The organism is Rhizobium sp. FG113 (genome assembly GCF_057809895.1).
Genome location: NZ_JBMDKV010000014.1, coordinates 111,632 through 127,257 on the forward strand (window position 1 = coordinate 111,632; position 15,626 = coordinate 127,257).

At 62.4% G+C, this 15,626-nt stretch carries 19 protein-coding genes; 8 read left to right on the forward strand and 11 right to left on the reverse strand.

Translation table 11 applies throughout. The features are described from left to right. Positions 1–27 precede the first annotated feature (27 nt). Positions 28–480, forward strand: a complete 453-nt coding sequence (locus ACODTZ_RS25800) for a hypothetical protein (RefSeq protein WP_111565151.1) — start codon at positions 28–30, stop codon at positions 478–480. Between the two features lie 46 nt (positions 481–526). On the opposite strand, the gene ACODTZ_RS25805 is transcribed toward ACODTZ_RS25800, so the two are convergent. The 3 genes from ACODTZ_RS25805 to ACODTZ_RS25815 form a co-directional block, all read right to left on the reverse strand. Then, entirely contained in the window at positions 527–886 is a 360-nt protein-coding gene (locus ACODTZ_RS25805; RefSeq protein WP_026283548.1) for a response regulator, read from the reverse strand. 129 nt (positions 887–1,015) lie between these two features. Beyond that, on the reverse strand, positions 1,016–1,558 hold the full coding sequence (gene hpt, locus ACODTZ_RS25810; RefSeq protein ID WP_018901493.1) for a hypoxanthine phosphoribosyltransferase: 543 nt from the start codon (positions 1,556–1,558) through the stop codon (positions 1,016–1,018). 96 nt (positions 1,559–1,654) lie between these two features. Further along, complete coding sequence (locus ACODTZ_RS25815) at positions 1,655–2,329, reverse strand: hypothetical protein (RefSeq protein ID WP_489029175.1); 675 nt, start codon at positions 2,327–2,329, stop codon at positions 1,655–1,657. Positions 2,330–2,534: 205 nt separating this feature from the next. Between ACODTZ_RS25815 and ftsE the strand changes: the two genes are divergently transcribed. The 4 genes from ftsE to ACODTZ_RS25835 all read left to right on the forward strand — a co-directional run bounded on the left by ftsE (position 2,535) and on the right by ACODTZ_RS25835 (position 5,861). Further along, the gene (gene ftsE, locus ACODTZ_RS25820; RefSeq protein ID WP_018901491.1) at positions 2,535–3,194 is read left to right on the forward strand and encodes a cell division ATP-binding protein FtsE; all 660 of its coding nucleotides are present in this window, start codon (positions 2,535–2,537) and stop codon (positions 3,192–3,194) included. Further along, on the forward strand, positions 3,187–4,197 hold the full coding sequence (locus ACODTZ_RS25825) for a cell division protein FtsX (protein WP_026283547.1): 1,011 nt from the start codon (positions 3,187–3,189) through the stop codon (positions 4,195–4,197). Before ftsE ends, ACODTZ_RS25825 begins: the two co-directional genes overlap by 8 nt. A gap of 83 nt (positions 4,198–4,280) precedes the next feature. Next, positions 4,281–4,976, forward strand: coding sequence for a YdcF family protein (locus ACODTZ_RS25830; RefSeq protein WP_289730244.1), 696 nt, complete (start codon positions 4,281–4,283; stop codon positions 4,974–4,976). An 84-nt stretch (positions 4,977–5,060) separates the two neighbouring features. Next, positions 5,061–5,861 (forward strand): lysophospholipid acyltransferase family protein, encoded by an 801-nt coding sequence (locus ACODTZ_RS25835; RefSeq protein WP_489029178.1) that lies wholly within the window; start codon positions 5,061–5,063, stop codon positions 5,859–5,861. A gap of 53 nt (positions 5,862–5,914) precedes the next feature. On the opposite strand, the gene ACODTZ_RS25840 is transcribed toward ACODTZ_RS25835, so the two are convergent. Then, a complete protein-coding gene (locus ACODTZ_RS25840) occupies positions 5,915–6,445 on the reverse strand; it encodes a gamma-glutamylcyclotransferase (protein WP_113011864.1) in 531 nt (176 codons plus the stop codon). 51 nt (positions 6,446–6,496) lie between these two features. On the opposite strand from ACODTZ_RS25840, the gene ACODTZ_RS25845 reads away from it, so the two are divergent. Beyond that, complete coding sequence (locus ACODTZ_RS25845) at positions 6,497–7,498, forward strand: DUF2125 domain-containing protein (protein WP_489029180.1); 1,002 nt, start codon at positions 6,497–6,499, stop codon at positions 7,496–7,498. A 97-nt stretch (positions 7,499–7,595) separates the two neighbouring features. Here ACODTZ_RS25845 and ACODTZ_RS25850 read toward each other — a convergent pair whose 3' ends face one another. From ACODTZ_RS25850 to ACODTZ_RS25860, 3 genes are all read right to left on the reverse strand, one after another. Further along, positions 7,596–8,525, reverse strand: a complete 930-nt coding sequence (locus ACODTZ_RS25850) for a prephenate/arogenate dehydrogenase family protein (protein WP_047508689.1) — start codon at positions 8,523–8,525, stop codon at positions 7,596–7,598. Continuing rightward, a complete protein-coding gene (hisC, locus tag ACODTZ_RS25855; RefSeq protein WP_489029182.1) occupies positions 8,522–9,631 on the reverse strand; it encodes a histidinol-phosphate transaminase in 1,110 nt (369 codons plus the stop codon). Before hisC ends, ACODTZ_RS25850 begins: the two co-directional genes overlap by 4 nt. 328 nt (positions 9,632–9,959) lie before the next feature. Beyond that, positions 9,960–10,736, reverse strand: coding sequence for a class I SAM-dependent methyltransferase (locus ACODTZ_RS25860; RefSeq protein WP_209234380.1), 777 nt, complete (start codon positions 10,734–10,736; stop codon positions 9,960–9,962). A gap of 53 nt (positions 10,737–10,789) precedes the next feature. Here ACODTZ_RS25860 and gloB point away from each other — a divergent pair, with 53 nt between their 5' ends. Next, on the forward strand, positions 10,790–11,560 hold the full coding sequence (gene gloB / locus ACODTZ_RS25865; RefSeq protein WP_209234381.1) for a hydroxyacylglutathione hydrolase: 771 nt from the start codon (positions 10,790–10,792) through the stop codon (positions 11,558–11,560). Between the two features lie 14 nt (positions 11,561–11,574). Then, complete coding sequence (locus ACODTZ_RS25870; RefSeq protein WP_209234587.1) at positions 11,575–11,997, forward strand: cupin domain-containing protein; 423 nt, start codon at positions 11,575–11,577, stop codon at positions 11,995–11,997. Between the two features lie 7 nt (positions 11,998–12,004). On the opposite strand, the gene ACODTZ_RS25875 is transcribed toward ACODTZ_RS25870, so the two are convergent. The 4 genes from ACODTZ_RS25875 to atpD form a co-directional block, all read right to left on the reverse strand. Beyond that, positions 12,005–12,352, reverse strand: coding sequence for an ArsR/SmtB family transcription factor (locus ACODTZ_RS25875; protein WP_111565142.1), 348 nt, complete (start codon positions 12,350–12,352; stop codon positions 12,005–12,007). Between the two features lie 104 nt (positions 12,353–12,456). After that, positions 12,457–13,227: an SDR family NAD(P)-dependent oxidoreductase gene (locus ACODTZ_RS25880; protein ID WP_489029185.1), complete on the reverse strand. Its 771-nt coding sequence runs from the start codon at positions 13,225–13,227 to the stop codon at positions 12,457–12,459. Between the two features lie 442 nt (positions 13,228–13,669). Continuing rightward, the gene (locus tag ACODTZ_RS25885) at positions 13,670–14,077 is read right to left on the reverse strand and encodes a F0F1 ATP synthase subunit epsilon (protein WP_018901478.1); all 408 of its coding nucleotides are present in this window, start codon (positions 14,075–14,077) and stop codon (positions 13,670–13,672) included. A 77-nt stretch (positions 14,078–14,154) separates the two neighbouring features. Further along, the gene (gene atpD, locus ACODTZ_RS25890; RefSeq protein ID WP_018901477.1) at positions 14,155–15,603 is read right to left on the reverse strand and encodes a F0F1 ATP synthase subunit beta; all 1,449 of its coding nucleotides are present in this window, start codon (positions 15,601–15,603) and stop codon (positions 14,155–14,157) included. Positions 15,604–15,626 lie beyond the last annotated feature (23 nt).

Here is a 15,626-nt window from a genome sequence, read left to right on the forward strand (position 1 = left end):
CGGCAGGCGACGAACGATAGCGATTCGATGGCAATTCTCTTCAAGACGGTAATCGACGAAAACACGGCATTCGAGATGATCGGCAATGCCCTGTCCGAGCACGGCAATGACTATGACGGCTATCTGAACGTCGTCGCCGACGAAGGTGAGCAGACGCTGACCTGGGGCCCGAACATGCATGCCGAGCAGTTCCAGGCCGAAATGACGGAGATCTTCCGCGCCACCTGGGACATCTGCCCTTTCTGGGTGGTCTATGAGCGCCGCGACGACCGCAAGGATCCCGACGCAAACGACATCCGCAACGCCGCCTTCAGGCTAACGCGCGCCTATGACGGCGTGCTCGTCGTCACCCTCAGCCTGCTCGACAAGCGCGACCATGCCGAGGACATCGAACTGATCTTCGTCTGCTTCAAGGAAGACCCGCAGCGCCGGAATTTTCGCGTGCGCTTCGAGGGCAAGTTCATTCAGCCGCAAAACTGAAAAAGCCGGCGAGAGCGCCGGCCTTGAATGGCATTACCGAGCTATCTCAGGCAGCCAGAGCGCGCGCGACCGCCTTGCGGATATCGGGAAGCGCGAATGGCTTCGACACGACATCGACGATCTTCTCGGCGAGGTCATCGGCGCGTTCGCGCTGTTCGGCATAGCCGGTCATCAAAAGGATCTTCAGCGCCGGAAAGGCCGACTTCGCCTGGTGTGCGAGTTCGATGCCATCCATCACGGGCATGCGGATATCCGACAGCAGCAGGTCGTAACCGCCGATGTTGAGCTTCTCCAGCCCTTCCGCACCGTCAGCCGCTTCTTCGGTCTCATGACCGTCGAGGCGCAAAGCGCGGGCTACGAAAGAACGCAGGGAATCTTCGTCTTCCGTAATCAGAATTCTTGCCATGGTGTGCATTGCTCCGTTTCATGCCCTACCCGCAAATCACACGACTTTCCTTTGCGAGTGGTAAACGGCCGAAGGCAATGAACCGGGCGATGGACGGGATGGTTAACAACCCGTCTTGAAATGGCACGTTTACGCGTCGCCGGTGACGACGCCCACGAAGGGAAGTTCGCGGAAGGCATAGGCCACGTCCATGCCGTAGCCGACGACGAAATAGTCGGGGCATTCGAAGCCGACATAATCCGCTTCCAGCTTTTCCTTGCGCTTGACGCTCTTGTCGAGCAGCACGGCGATGGTGACGTTGCGGGCGCCGCGCTCATAGAGCAGTTCCTTGGCGAATTTCAGCGTACGGCCGGATTCGAGAATGTCGTCGATCAGGAGAACGTCGCGATCCTTCACCTCGCTGTCGATATCCTTGACGATCCTGACACCCTGCGAAACCGTGCCGGTGCCGTAGCTCGACAGCGTGATGAACTCGACCTCGGGCGCAAGCCCGCTGTCATGCAGCGCGCGGATAAGGTCGGCCGCGAAAATGAACGAGCCCTTGAGGACGGCGATGACGAGCAGGTCCTTGGTCGGTCCCTTCGCGATCTCCCGGGCGATGGCATGATTGCGCTCGGCAATCATCTCGGCCGTGAAAAGAGGATCGATATTCTTACCGCGCACCACAGGCATGAAGGCTTGCTCCCTGAAAACAAGCACAAGCCGTTAGCACAAACCGCGCGGCGAAACACCCCATAAAGCATGTCGCGCACAGGATCGCGGTGCGCTTTAGGGCATGAAAGCGAGCCGAACCTCGGGCGTTTTTCCACCGGGATACTGTATCCTGGAGGAGAACCCGCGGCTCTGGCCGCCATAGATCACGTCGGCGGGCGCATTGATCACCACGCTGGCGACCAGTTTTTCGTCGGCGTAGAGATTGGCGCGGATCGGCCGCACCATCTGCGTCGTGCCGCTGACATTGTCGATGATGCCGTTGATAAGCAGCACACGCATGCCATTGGCATCGCGCGGCGTCGCCGTCACATGGGTGAAGTGCAGCGGATCGGTATCGACGGCAGCGTTGGAAGCAGACAGACCGGAGAACCCGCCGGAGAGACCGAAGACGAGCACGCAGAGTGCCACCACAAGCACGGAGAAATGCTTGAGCGAGGCCTGCTGCAGCCAGGCCTCGGCGGCTTGTACGAAGGATGGTGCCTGAACCGGCGCTGCTTGCGCTGCACGTGGCGACGGCCGAGCACCGGCGCTGCGGCTGTTGTCGTTGAAGCTGCGGCCCTTGAAACTGCGATCGTTGAAATCAGGCCCGCGTTGCTTGCCGATGACGACGAACTCGGCGTCGGCGATATCGGCGGGACGGCTTTGCCGGTGCTCGCGCTTCACGGCCTCCGGCGGCAGGAAATCGTAGGCCCGCCCGGGTGCCTGGCGCTTGAACGAGGAGGATGTCATGACGACCGCCTTTCCGGTATCCACTGCTTTCACGCCCAACCTTGGAGGCGGGCATTGAAACGAATCCTCTCTACTCGTAAATTTTATTGGTTAATGCTTCGCAAATGCCGCCATCAAACAGGCGTCTTTCCGGCGAAATTTACCCGTTGTTAACGGATCTGGTTAACAAGTCATGCGGTGAAACAACAAGAAACTGAGCGGCCCGTTGATCCACTTCGAGAATGTCGGTTTGCGCTATGGAATGGGACCGGAAATCCTCCGGGACCTGACCTTCGACATCCCGAAGAAATCCTTCCAGTTCCTGACCGGCCCCTCCGGCGCCGGCAAGACCACGCTGCTTCGGCTTCTGTTTCTTTCGCTGCAGCCGACACGCGGGCTGATCCGCATGTTCGGGCGCGACATCACCGATATACCCCGCACCGAGCTACCGCTTCTGCGCCGCCGCGTCGGCATCATCTTCCAGGAATTCCGCCTGCTCGACCATCTCACCACCTATGAGAACGTGGCGCTGCCGTTGCGCGTGCGCGGCAAGGATGAGAGCTCCTACAAGACCGACGTGCTGGAACTCCTGAAATGGGTCGGCCTCGGCGAGCGCATCAACGTGCTGCCCCCGGTGCTCTCCGGCGGCGAGAAGCAGCGCGCCGCGATCGCCCGCGCCCTCATCGACCGCCCCGAGATCCTGCTCGCCGACGAGCCGACCGCCAACGTCGATCCGCCGATGGCGCGCCGCCTCCTGAACCTCTTCCTCGAACTCAATCGCCTGGGAACCGCCGTCGTGATCGCCACCCACGATCTGACGCTGATGGACCAGGTGGACGCCCGCCGGATGATCCTCTCGGAAGGGCACCTCGACATCCATGACTGAGCCAACCGCCCGCCCCGCAGCGCCAGCAGCCTCCAAGGGTCAGAAACGCCCCGAGATGAAGGTGCGCCCGACCGCGCCGATCCTGCCGTCCGCCAATATCCAGGGCAATGCGCTGATGGTCGTGATCGCGATCATGGCCTTTCTCGCCTGCCTGACGCTCGGCGGCGTCTCCATGGTGCGCTCGACGGCCGCAAGCTGGGAAAGCCAGATTTCCCGCGAGATTACCATACAGATCAAGCCGGACGACGGGCTGGACATAGACAAGGCGCTGAATGACGCCCGCCGCATCGCGCTTACCTTCGTCGGCACCAAGGACGGCCAGATCGTCGACGAGGCCGCCACCGCGCGCCTGCTTGAACCCTGGCTCGGCACCGGCCTCGATATCAAGGAACTGCCCGTTCCCCGCCTCGTCATCATCACCATCGACGAGAGCAATCCGCCCGATTTCGACGCGATGCGCGCCATGCTGAAGGAGAGCATTCCGCAATCCTCGCTCGACGATCACCGCACCTGGGTCGATCGCCTGGTCTCGATGGCGCATACGACAGTCATGATCGGCACCGGCGTGCTGCTGCTGGTCTTCTCCGCCATGGTCCTGACCGTGGTCTTCGCCACCCGTGGCGCATTGTCCGGCAACAGGCACATCGTCGAAGTCCTGCATTTCGTCGGCGCCGAGAGTTCCTTCGTCGCCAACGAGTTCCAGAAGCATTTCCTGAAGATCAGCCTCAAAGGCTCCGCCGTCGGCTCAGCACTTGCCGCCCTCTTCTTCATGAGCGCCGGCTTTTTGCAGAGCCGCACGCTGGCGACGCCGCAGACCGACCAGGCGACAGCGCTCTTCGGCACCTTCTCGGTGGGCGCGCTCGGCTATGCCGGCATCTTTGCGACGATGATCGTCATCGCCCTCCTGACCACCTTCACTGCCCGGCTAACGGTCATGCGCACCATCTACGAAATCGACACGCTGCGCTCCGATCCCACCCGCGCCGACGGCCTTCCGAATTAAGATTACGGGCTGCATTTTGCCATGAAAGCGTCTGTTCGCCGCCCTAATCTGCGTATATTTTTCGATTCATGAGCATGAGCCGCATGTCGCACGACCCGATTCGCCCGAAAACGGAGCTTTCCCGCTCCGAGAGCGAGCCCGCGCGCCGTGGTCCCGTTCGCCGCATGCTGCGCTGGGGTGGCGTCACCTTCGTGCTCGCGATCGCCCTGGTTTTCGGTGGCTTTCTGTTCTTCGCGGATTCGGTCACGACCCTGAAGCCGCCGCTCGATCCGCATGCCGACGCCATCGTCGTACTGACAGGCGGCTACCAGCGCATCGACCAGGCCGTGGAACTCCTGCAGAAGGGCGCCGGCAAGCGCCTGTTGATCTCGGGCGTGCACCCGACCACCACCCGCAACCAGATCCGCAAGATGACGCAGGCAGCGCCCGATCTCTTCGATTGCTGCGTCGACATCGGCTACGACGCGCTCGACACGATCGGCAATGCCGAGGAAGCGACCAACTGGATCCACGCCAAGGGCTACAAGAGCGTGTTGATCGTCACCAACAACTACCACATGCCGCGCAGCCTGGCCGAACTCGCCTATGTCGATCCCGAAACCCAGTTCGTGCCCTATCCCGTGGTCAACACCGATCTGAAGAACAGCAACTGGTTCACCGATCCCAACGCCATGCGCGTCATGCTGGCCGAATACGGCAAGCTGCTCTTTGCCGGCGCCCGCAACCTGACCGGCCTCTTCCGCCACCCGGGCCTGCGCTCCGCCGAAGGCGATACCTGAGCCGATCAGCGCTTTTTCTGCCGGAGAATATCGTGTAGGACGGCTGTGCCGCCCGTCTGGCGGATTTAGGCCTCGGGAAACTTCATGATCGCCCTGCGTTCCGTTCTCTTCAACACGATCTTCTACGCCAATCTCATTCTGCAAATGATCGTGTTCTCGCCCTATTACTTCCTGGCGCCGCGCCGGAGCGCCTATCGCATCCCGAAGAACTGGGCGCTTTCCAATCACTGGCTGATGGAAAAGATCGTCGGCACCACCTTCGAGATCGAGGGCCTGGAGAACCTGCCCGAGGGCGGCTATATCCTCGCGCCCAAGCACCAGTCCTTCTGGGACACCTACGCGCTCCTCCCCTGGCTCAAGGATCCGGTCTATATCCTGAAGCGCGAACTCATGTGGATCCCGCTCTTCGGCTGGTACGCCAAGAAGCAGCGGATGATCCCGATCAATCGCGGCGCGCGCGGCAAGGTCATGGTCGAGGCGCTGCGCCGCACCAAGGAAGAACTCGCCACCGGCCGCCAGTTGATCATCTATCCCGAGGGCACCCGCCGCCCGCCGGGCGCCGAGCCGGTCTACAAATACGGTATCGCCCGCATGTATCGCGACCTGCAGCTGCCTGTTGTCCCTGTCGCCATGCAGCCCGGCCTCTTCTGGCCGCGCCGCTCGACCATGCGCTATCCCGGCCACTACAAGGTGCGCATCCTGAAGCCGATCGAACCCGGCATGGACCCGGATGCCTTCTTCGCGCACCTGATCGAGGTGACCGAACGCGCCAGCGACGAGATCCTGATGGGCGACGCCGCGCGCAACCCAAACCTGCCGCTGCCGCCCACGGCACTCCAGCGCCTGGAAGAACTGCGCAAGCAGAACGCCGCAACGACCGGCTAAGGCGTGCAGCGGCTTGGCCCGGCTGAGGCGCACAGCGCCTTGGCCTACGCCCCTCAAGCCGCCCGCAACCGCTCCACCTCGTCGACCACGTCTTCCAGCCAGTGGTCGCGAATGCCCATCTCTTTGAGATGCGCCAGCGTGTTGAAGACATAGGCGTCGTTCGGCCCGGATTTCCCCTGCGCCTGATGCACGATACGCGCCGCCGCCATCGTATCCAGCGAACCGGCATATTGCGTGTGGTCGCGGTCGACGACATAGGCGACGCCCTTGACCCCGCGCCCGCCTGCAAGCTGCAGCGGAACCTGACGCTCCAGATAAACGTTGGTCACCAGTTCGCGTTCTCTGAGATAGCCAATGACCTCGTCCCAATCCTCGCCCGCGACGCGAAACGCCATGCCGCGGCACGATCCCCCGCGATCGAGCCCCAGCACCAGCCCCGGATTCTGCTCGGTGCCCCGATGCACCCACGAGCGAACGCAGAGAGATCGCCGATAGCCATGAATAAGCGCTTGTGACCGTTCAACAAACGCGAAGCCCGGATTCCACATCAGCGATCCGTAGCCAAACACCCAAAATTCGTCCATATCCCAAGCCAGACCGAGATTCTAATTTGCGGACAACCATTGGAGAACATCATGGCAGCGTCAAGCCAATCTCGTAGCGGCAAGAAATTCTGGTTGCTGGGGGCAGGCATCGTTCTCGTGGTCGCACTCTATACCGGCGGCTGGTTCTATGCCGCCTCGACGCTGAAGAGCACGGTTCTGACGGCGATCGGCCCCGGTAACAAGGCCGGCGTATCAGGCGAATGCGCCGATATCGACTTCCGCGGCTTCCCCTTCCGCATCGGCCTCTTCTGCTCGAAGGTGGATGTCGACGACAACGTCAACGGCGTATCGGCTAGCTTCGGCGCCCTGCGCTCGGCAGCCCAGGTCTACGCCCCCGGCCATATCGTCTGGGAACTTGATTCGCCCGCCGAAATCCGCACCGCGCGCGGCCTGTCGGTCAACGCCGAGTGGACGAACCTGCAGTCGAGCCTCGTCACCAAGCTGAAGGGCATCGACCACTCCTCGACCATTATCGACGGCCTGAAGGCCACCGCCGTCTCCTCTGCCACTGGCCAGACGATCAACTTCGACGCCGCCCACACCGAGCTGCACCTGCGCCAGAACGGCGCCGATCTCGACGGCGCGATCTCGCTGACCGACGCGCAGACGGTGATCAAGGATTGGCCGCAGGTCCTGCCCAAGCTCTCGACCAGCGCGGATGTTACACTGGCGGGCAAGGCCGGCATGATCGACGGCAGCGACGAGAAGGGCCTCTATGGTGCCAGCGGCGAGCTTCGCAAGGCGGTGGCCGATATGGGCGACGGCAAGGTGATGACGCTATCAGGCCCCTTCTCCTTCGACGAGGAGGGCTATCTGACCGCCCAGTTCAAGCTGCAGATCGAGGACGTCAACGCCTGGCGCGACAGCATCAAGCAGGGCTTCCCCGATATCGCCAAGACCGTCGATACCGCCGCCAAGCTCCTGAAGGCCATGGCCGGCGGCGGCGGAAACGTCTCCGTCGACCTCGTCGTCCAGCGCGGCAACGCCACCGTCAGCGGCTTCATCCCGCTCGGCCAGATCCCGCCGATTTGAGGTTTATGCTGGGGCTAGGAACACGCCACGCGTCATAACGTGACGCCGACGCCTCCCTCATCTCTGTTGAAGGGGAGATGGCGGTCCGCCTCGGACCTTACCCCTTCTTATCAAGCGTATGCGGCCGCCCGAAGTCCGGCGCGTCGACATCCTGGCCGGCCTCGATGATCGAGCGGCGGATGGCGCGGGTGCGGGTGAAGAGGTCGAAGATCTTGTCGCCCTCGCCCCAGCGGATCGCCCGCTGCAGATAGGCGAGATCTTCGGAAAACCGCGCCAGCATCTCAAGGATCGCATCCTTGTTGTGCAGGCACACATCCCGCCACATGGTGGGGTCGGAGGCCGCCAGACGCGTAAAATCGCGGAAGCCGGAGGCGGAATACTTGATCACTTCCGATTCCGTCACCGTGCCCAAATCATCGGCCGTGCCAACGATATTGAAGGCGATCAGATGCGGCAGGTGCGAGACGATGGCGAGCACCTTGTCGTGATGCTCGGGGTCCATCACATCGATCTTCGAGCCCAGCGTCTCCCAGAACCGGCTGAGTGCCTTGAGCGCCGTCTCATCCGTCCCCTCGAGCGGCGTGAAGATGCACCAGCGGCCAGCAAAGAGGCCGGGGAAGCCGGCATCCGGCCCCGACTTTTCCGTGCCCGCCAGCGGGTGGCCGGGAATGAAATGGACGTTGCCAGGCATATGCGGCTGCATCTGCGCGATGACGGACGCCTTGGTCGAGCCGACATCGGTGACGATGGCGCCCGGCTTCAGGCTACCGGCAATCTCCTTGGCAACCGCCTCCGACGCGCCCACGGGCACCGATACGATGACGAGATCAGCATCCTTGACCGCTTCGGCCGAAGACGTCGTGTAGCGGTCACCGAGCTCAAGCTCTTCCGCCCGCTTCAGCGTCTCGGCGCTGCGGGTGGCGATGACCACCTCCTTCGCCAGCCCCAACCGCTTGATGTCATGCGCCAGCGACGAGCCGATCAGGCCGATGCCGATGAGCGCGATGCGATCGAACTGGACCGTCATGCTTTCCGTCCCATAAACTCGCCGAGCGCCTCGATGACGCCGCGGTTGGCCTCTTCGGGACCGACGCTCATGCGCAGCGAATTCTTGAAGCCGTAGCCCTTCACCGCGCGCAGGATATAGCCGCGGCTGGTGAGGAACTCATCGGCCTCGTCGGCGCGCTTGCCGTCCACATCGGGGAAATGGATCAGCACGAAATTGGTGACCGACGGCGTGACCTTGAGCCCGATCGCCTCGAAGGCGCCGGTCAGCTTGTCGATCCACATCTGGTTGAAGGCGACGGCTTCCTGCATGAAGGACTGGTCGCGGATGGCCGCCGCACCGGCCGAGATCGCCGCCATGTTCATGTTGAACGGTCCACGCACGCGGTTCAGCGCATCGACGATATCGGCGGGCGCATACATCCAGCCGACGCGCAGCGCCGCCAGGCCGTAGACCTTCGAGAAGGTCCGGGTCATGACCACGTTCGGGTTCGACGACACGATCTCGATACCGGATTCATAGTCGTTGCGGCGCACATATTCGGCATAGGCGGCATCCAGCACCAGCACGACATTCTTCGGCAATGCTGCATGCAGGCGGCGGATCTCGCTGACGGGAACATAGGTGCCGGTCGGATTGCCGGGGTTGGCGATGAACACCATCTTGGTCTTCTCGGTCACGGCGGCGATGATCGCGTCGACATCGACGGTCGCTTCCTTCTCCTTGACCGTGACGACGGTAGCGCCGGCGCCCATGATCTGGATCTTGTAGACCAGGAAGCCATGCTCGGTGATGATCGCCTCGTCGCCCGGCGCCAGATAGACGTGGCAGAGCAGGCCGAGCAGCTCATCCGAGCCGTTGCCGCAGAGAATGTTAGCCGGGTTAAGCCCATGCACCGCCGCGATCGCCTCGCGCAGCTCGACGGCCTGCCCATCCGGATAACGCTCGAGATTGTCGGCCGCCGCCCGATAGGCGGCAATCGCCTTCGGGCTGGCGCCGAGTGGCGTTTCGTTCGACGAGAGCTTGTAGACGCGCGAGACACCCGGCGCATGTTCCTTGCCGGGCACATAGGCCGCGATATCAAGAATACCGGCACGGGGAACAGGCTTGCTCGTCTCTACGCTCATGGGATCAACCTTGGAAAAGGCCGGAGTGTCCGGCTGGAAATTGCCTTGAGGCAATAGAACGGAAATGGGGCGTTGTCGAGTGGTGCGGGGAGTGATCAGTGGTTCCTCTCCCCCTTCGGAGGGTAGGGAAGAAAGTAGGGCGAGCGCCACGCCACGAGTCTCTTCCCCCAGCGGGGGGAAGGTGCCGGCAGGCGGATGAGGGGGCCAACGGCACAACCTTCACTAATTGCCGACAACAAAACGACGAGGTGGGCTCCGAGCCCGAAGCCCCCCTCATCCGGCCCTTTGGGCCACCTTCTCCCCGTGGGGGAGAAGGGAAAACCTCACCCTACCGCGTCCGCGTCGTCGGCACGCCATGCGGCGACAGCACCGGCACGAACACACGCCGCGACGCCCGCACCGCCACCGGCAGGCCCTGATAGAGCCGCTTCTGCGCCTCGACGACGATAACCCCGGAAAAGGCCGGCCAGAGCGCCCGCCCGACATATTCGAATGCGCCGCGCAGCCGCATCATCGTCCGCAGCTTCGACGGCGGAAACAAAAGCGCTTCTGCCGAGGCGCCGGGCGTAAAATTCGTCTCGCGCAACAGATGCGTCAGCTGACCCCGCGAATACGGCCGCCCAGAGCCGAAAGGCGTGTGCTCCAGCCGCGCCCAGACGCCGCGCCGGTTCGGCACCACGATCACCAGCCGCCCGCCCGGCGCCAGCACCCGCCAAAGCTCCTTCAGCGTCTCGCGCGGGTTCTCCGCGAACTCCAGCGAATGCACCATCAGCACCCGGTCGATCGACGAATCCGGCAGCGGCAGCTCCTCGTCGAAGATCAACGCCGTCGACGACAGCGAGCCCATCGGCCAGTTCACGGCGCCCTGCCCCGCCGGCATGAAGGCGAAGGTGCGTTCGGTATCGGCCTGGAAGCGATCGAGGAACGGCACGGCATAGCCGATGCCCACCAGCCGCTCCTGTGGCAGCCGCACCCAGAGCGAGGAGAGCGCCATGGCGATCGACTGCTCGGCGATGCGGCCGAGGTCGGAATGATAGAACTGGCGTAGGTCGACGATATCTGCGTGCATTGCGATAAATGTTATCAGTGAGCGGTTGGACTTCAAGGCCGCAGCCTCTACATTCGGGTTCAGTCCGAGATAAAGAGGCACTTTAGATTATGAAACCTTTGGATTTAGACGTTTTTCTCTGCCGCACCGATAATTTCGGCGTGCTTGTTCATGATCCCGAGACCGGCCTCACCGCCTCCATCGACGCCCCCGATGCCGATGCCGTCATCGCCGCTGCCGACCGTCGCGGCTGGACGATCAGCCACATCTTCACCACCCACCACCACACCGACCACGTCGAGGGCAATCTGGCGCTGAAGGAGAAGTACGGCTGCGAGATCATCGGCCCGATCAACGAGGCGGTGGCGATCCCCGGCCTCGACATGACGATGTCCGACGACGACACCTTCCTGTTCGGCGAACACCCCGTCCGCGTCATCGAGACCCCCGGCCACACCGCCGGCCACATCTGCTACCACTTCACAGACGACAAGCTGCTCTTTGCCGCCGACACGCTGTTCGCGCTCGGCTGTGGCCGGCTGTTCGAACGCCCGCCGGCCGATATGTGGCACTCGCTGCAGAAGCTCGCCGTGCTGCCCGATGAGACCGCGATCTATTTCGGCCACGAATATACACTCTCCAACGCCCGCTTCGCGCTGACCATCGACCCGGATAACGAGCGGCTGAAGGCCCGCGCTGCCGAGATCGAGGCCTTGCGCGCCGAGGGCAGGTTCACCATCCCGACAACGCTCGCGCTCGAAAAGGAAACCAACCCGTTCCTCCGCGCCGGCGACCCCGCCATCCGCCGCAACCTGTTGATGGAAACCAAGACCAACGAAGAGGTCTTCGCCGAGATCCGCAAGCGCAAGGATAATTTCTGATGGCGCCGGCGCCGATGTCAGCCGACGACATCATCCGCGAACTGAATTTGGAGCCGCACCCCGAGGGCGGCTTCTACATCCAGACCTACCGCGACAGCGAAGGTGACGGGCGCGGGCACTCGACGGCGATCTATTATCTGCTGAAATCCGGCCAGCGCTCGCACTGGCACCGCGTCCACGACGCGGCCGAGGTCTGGCACTATTATGCCGGCGCCCCATTGGCGCTGCATCGCGCGAAAGATGGCGGACGAAGCGAGACGCTGATGCTTGGGACGGATATCCTCGGCGGTCAGCGCCCGCAGGCGATCATCCCCGCCAACTGGTGGCAATCGGCCGAGACGCTGGGCGACTACACGCTGGTCGGATGCACGGTTTCGCCCGGCTTCGAATTTTCGAGCTTCGAGATGGCCCCGCCCGACTGGTCGCCGGACACCTGAAAGCGCCTTACCCCTGCTGCTCGACCACCTCGGGCAGCATCACGAACAGTGACTTGAGCAGCGACACCGTGCCGGAGTGGCCGACGCTGTAGTAGATCATGCGTCCCTCGCGGCGGGTATTGACCAGGCCCTCGAGACGCAGGCGGGCGAGCTGTTGCGAGACCATGGCCTGCTGCATGCCGAGAATGTCCTCGATCTCGCTGACGGTCTTCTCCTCTTCCGCGAGAATGCACAGGATGAGCAACCGCGTATGATGAGCCAGCGCTTTCAGAAGTTCACTTGCTGCCCGAGCTTTGGTCGAAAACCCCTGCAATTCGTGATCGGCCATACCCGATCGAGGTGTCGGCAAGTGCATGTTATGTCTCTGCTTGCATATATATCAAAAATGACAAGTGCTCATAACACGTACGCAAGGCCGGATAATTTGGATCTCCTAAAGTGCCAAAAAAAGTCACGTAATCAGCAGATAAGCTGGCCGCCGTTTATCTCCAGCACCTGACCGGTCACATAGCCAGAGAGCGACGGCGCCGCCATGAAGAGATAGGCCGGCGCGCAATCCTCGGCCGTCCCCAGCCGCTGCAGCGGTATGCCCTTGCGGGTCTGCTCCAGCTTCTCGGCGGACGAATAGCGCTGGTGGAAATCGGTCTCGATCGTTCCAGGCGAAATGCAGTTGACGCGAATGCCATCCGGCGCGAGTTCGCGCGCGAGCGCCTTCGAATAGGTCGAGACGAACGCTTTCGAGGCCGAGTAGATCGCCGAGCCCGGGCTGCCGCCCGTCAGTGCCGAGATCGAAACCGTGTTGACGATCGCAGCCTCGCCAGCGGCCCTCAGCGCCGGCAGCAGCGCGCGTGTGACCTCGACGACCGACGTCTGGTTCAGCTGCACCACCTGGCCATACTGCTCGTCGGTAAGCGTGCCTGCCGGAAACCGGCCGAACATCGTTCCCGCATTGTTGACGAGCGCGTGGATCGTCTTGAAATGGCCGAGCACCTGATTGGCGAAAACCTGGCACCCCTCGCCCGACGAAAAATCGCCGGCGATCAGGATGGCGCGGCGATCTTCTTCCGCTGTCAGCAGGAAATCCGGCAACGTGCGCTCGCCGTCCCGGCCGGTGTGAACCAGAACGCGCGCACCGCAATCGAGAAATTGTCTCGCGACCTCGAGCCCGATCCCGCGGCCGGCACCTGTGACCACCACGTTGCGGTTTTCGAACAACTTCGGATGAAACATCAAACCCTCCCCATCAGCGGCCGAACCGATCCGGATCCGACATGGTCAAAGGATAGCCTCTGCATCCGCCAATGATCAACCGCTACCGGTCTTAGAGCCTTTCCTGGTTAGATTGAAGCATTCTGTTGGCTCAAACGGAGTCGGATGGTCGTCCGGCCGGCGCGCGTCGTAGCCAACGCATACGGCCAAGCCGGCCGGACGATCAGGCGGCCCGTTTCAGCCAACCCGAAGGGCCGGGCATCTTTCCACCAGGATCAAAGGCGATCGGCTCGACCGTACCCGGGGTATGCCCTTCGCCAATCGCCTTTGCCCTGACGAAAACCTGCTCCGGCAGAATGCTTCAAGCTAACCAGGAAAGGCTCTAAATGGCGGAGAAGAGCCTCGACCGCGCAACAAAAAAGCGGCCTTGCGGCCGCTTCGATGACAGTCAGAGCTGGAAGGCTCAGTCCTTGTTGACGACACCCTGGAGGTGCGTCATTTCCATGATGAAGTGTTCCAGCTTGGACTTGTGCTCGTGATGCTGGGCATCCTCGAGCTCAGACTTGGCGGCGTCGATGCGACGGTCGAGTTCGTCCTTGGAGACGTCTTCGACAGGGATCGCGGATTCCGCGAGCAGCGTGCAGCCGGTCGGCAGGATGTCGGCGAAGCCGCCGAACACCACGAAGTCCTTCTTGACACCGCTGGCGGAGCGAACGCTCACGACGCCCGGCTTGATTGTTGTCATCGTCGGCGCGTGGTTCGCCATGACGGTCATCTCGCCCTCGGTTGCCGGAATGACAACTTCGGTCACCATCTCGGACAAGAGCAGGCGCTCCGGAGATACGAGTTCAAAATTGAAATTGTCAGCCATGACGTTTCACTTCTTGATTGTCTTTGAAACGAGAGACGGCGCGCGGGGACGGTCCCTGCGCGCCGTAAGTGAATGCATCAAGCGGCTGCGGAGAGCTTCTTGGCCTTTTCGATGGCTTCTTCCATCGAGCCGACCATGTAGAAGGCTGCTTCCGGCAGGTGATCGTATTCGCCGTTGACGAGGCCCTTGAAGCCCTTGATCGTGTCTTCGAGCGCGACGAGCTTGCCCGGCGAACCGGTGAAGACTTCGGCAACGAAGAACGGCTGCGACAGGAAGCGCTCGATCTTGCGGGCGCGGGCAACAGCCAGACGGTCTTCTTCCGACAGTTCGTCCATGCCAAGGATGGCGATGATGTCCTGCAGGGCCTTGTAGCGCTGCAGCGTCGTCTGAACCTTACGAGCCACTTCGTAGTGCTCTTCGCCGACAACCATCGGGTCGAGCATGCGCGACGTGGAGTCGAGCGGGTCAACGGCCGGGTAGATACCCTTTTCAGCGATCGAGCGCGACAGAACGGTCGTTGCGTCCAAGTGGGCGAACGAGGTGGCCGGAGCCGGGTCGGTCAAGTCGTCGGCGGGGACGTAAATCGCCTGAACCGAGGTGATCGAACCCTTGGTCGTGGTGGTGATGCGTTCCTGCATCGCGCCCATGTCCGTGGCCAGCGTCGGCTGATAGCCAACGGCCGAAGGAATACGGCCGAGCAGAGCCGACACTTCGGAACCTGCCTGCGTGAAGCGGAAGATGTTGTCGACGAAGAACAGAACGTCCTGGCCCTTGTCGCGGAAGTCTTCAGCGATCGTCAGACCGGTGAGAGCAACGCGAGCACGTGCGCCCGGCGGTTCGTTCATCTGGCCGTAAACCAGCGCAGCCTTGGAGCCTTCGCCGCCGCCGTGCTTGTTGACGCCCGATTCGATCATTTCGTGGTAGAGGTCGTTGCCTTCGCGGGTACGTTCACCCACGCCTGCGAATACCGAGTAACCACCGTGCGCCTTGGCGACGTTGTTGATCAGTTCCATGATCAGAACGGTCTTGCCGACGCCGGCGCCGCCGAACAGGCCGATCTTGCCGCCCTTTGCGTAAGGAGCGAGCAGGTCGACGACCTTGATGCCGGTGACAAGGATCTGGCCTTCGGTCGACTGGTCGACGTAGGAAGGAGCGTCCTGGTGGATGGCGCGCTTGCCCGAAGTGACCAGCGGGCCGGCTTCGTCAACCGGTTCGCCGATGACGTTCATGATACGGCCGAGCGTTTCCGGACCGACCGGAACCGTGATCGGCTCACCCGTGTCGGAGACCGGCTGACCGCGAACCAGACCTTCGGTCGAGTCCATGGCGATCGTACGAACTTCGTTTTCACCCAGGTGCTGAGCGACTTCGAGCACGAGGCGGTTGCCGCCGTTCGTGGTTTCGAGTGCGTTCAGGATCGCCGGCAGTTCGCCTTCGAAGGCAACGTCCACGACGGCGCCGATAACCTGCGTAACCTTGCCGGCGGAGCCTGCCGCGGCCTTCTTGGGGGTAGCTGCCTTAGCCATCTTCTTACCCTCTTTCCCTTACC

What these genes read in the sequence shown, in the direction of transcription:
- ACODTZ_RS25800 (WP_111565151.1), top strand. Translation starts at nt 28, where the DNA reads ATGGCAATTCTCTTCAAGACGGTAATCGACGAAAACACGGCATTCGAG.
- ACODTZ_RS25805 (WP_026283548.1), bottom strand. Translation starts at nt 886, where the DNA reads ATGGCAAGAATTCTGATTACGGAAGACGAAGATTCCCTGCGTTCTTTC.
- hpt (WP_018901493.1), bottom strand. Translation starts at nt 1,558, where the DNA reads ATGCCTGTGGTGCGCGGTAAGAATATCGATCCTCTTTTCACGGCCGAG.
- ACODTZ_RS25815 (WP_489029175.1), bottom strand. Translation starts at nt 2,329, where the DNA reads ATGACATCCTCCTCGTTCAAGCGCCAGGCACCCGGGCGGGCCTACGAT.
- ACODTZ_RS25825 (WP_026283547.1), top strand. Translation starts at nt 3,187, where the DNA reads ATGACTGAGCCAACCGCCCGCCCCGCAGCGCCAGCAGCCTCCAAGGGT.
- ACODTZ_RS25830 (WP_289730244.1), top strand. Translation starts at nt 4,281, where the DNA reads ATGTCGCACGACCCGATTCGCCCGAAAACGGAGCTTTCCCGCTCCGAG.
- ACODTZ_RS25835 (WP_489029178.1), top strand. Translation starts at nt 5,061, where the DNA reads ATGATCGCCCTGCGTTCCGTTCTCTTCAACACGATCTTCTACGCCAAT.
- ACODTZ_RS25840 (WP_113011864.1), bottom strand. Translation starts at nt 6,445, where the DNA reads ATGGACGAATTTTGGGTGTTTGGCTACGGATCGCTGATGTGGAATCCG.
- ACODTZ_RS25845 (WP_489029180.1), top strand. Translation starts at nt 6,497, where the DNA reads ATGGCAGCGTCAAGCCAATCTCGTAGCGGCAAGAAATTCTGGTTGCTG.
- ACODTZ_RS25850 (WP_047508689.1), bottom strand. Translation starts at nt 8,525, where the DNA reads ATGACGGTCCAGTTCGATCGCATCGCGCTCATCGGCATCGGCCTGATC.
- hisC (WP_489029182.1), bottom strand. Translation starts at nt 9,631, where the DNA reads ATGAGCGTAGAGACGAGCAAGCCTGTTCCCCGTGCCGGTATTCTTGAT.
- gloB (WP_209234381.1), top strand. Translation starts at nt 10,790, where the DNA reads ATGAAACCTTTGGATTTAGACGTTTTTCTCTGCCGCACCGATAATTTC.
- ACODTZ_RS25870 (WP_209234587.1), top strand. Translation starts at nt 11,575, where the DNA reads ATGTCAGCCGACGACATCATCCGCGAACTGAATTTGGAGCCGCACCCC.
- ACODTZ_RS25875 (WP_111565142.1), bottom strand. Translation starts at nt 12,352, where the DNA reads ATGCACTTGCCGACACCTCGATCGGGTATGGCCGATCACGAATTGCAG.
- ACODTZ_RS25880 (WP_489029185.1), bottom strand. Translation starts at nt 13,227, where the DNA reads ATGTTTCATCCGAAGTTGTTCGAAAACCGCAACGTGGTGGTCACAGGT.
- ACODTZ_RS25885 (WP_018901478.1), bottom strand. Translation starts at nt 14,077, where the DNA reads ATGGCTGACAATTTCAATTTTGAACTCGTATCTCCGGAGCGCCTGCTC.
- atpD (WP_018901477.1), bottom strand. Translation starts at nt 15,603, where the DNA reads ATGGCTAAGGCAGCTACCCCCAAGAAGGCCGCGGCAGGCTCCGCCGGC.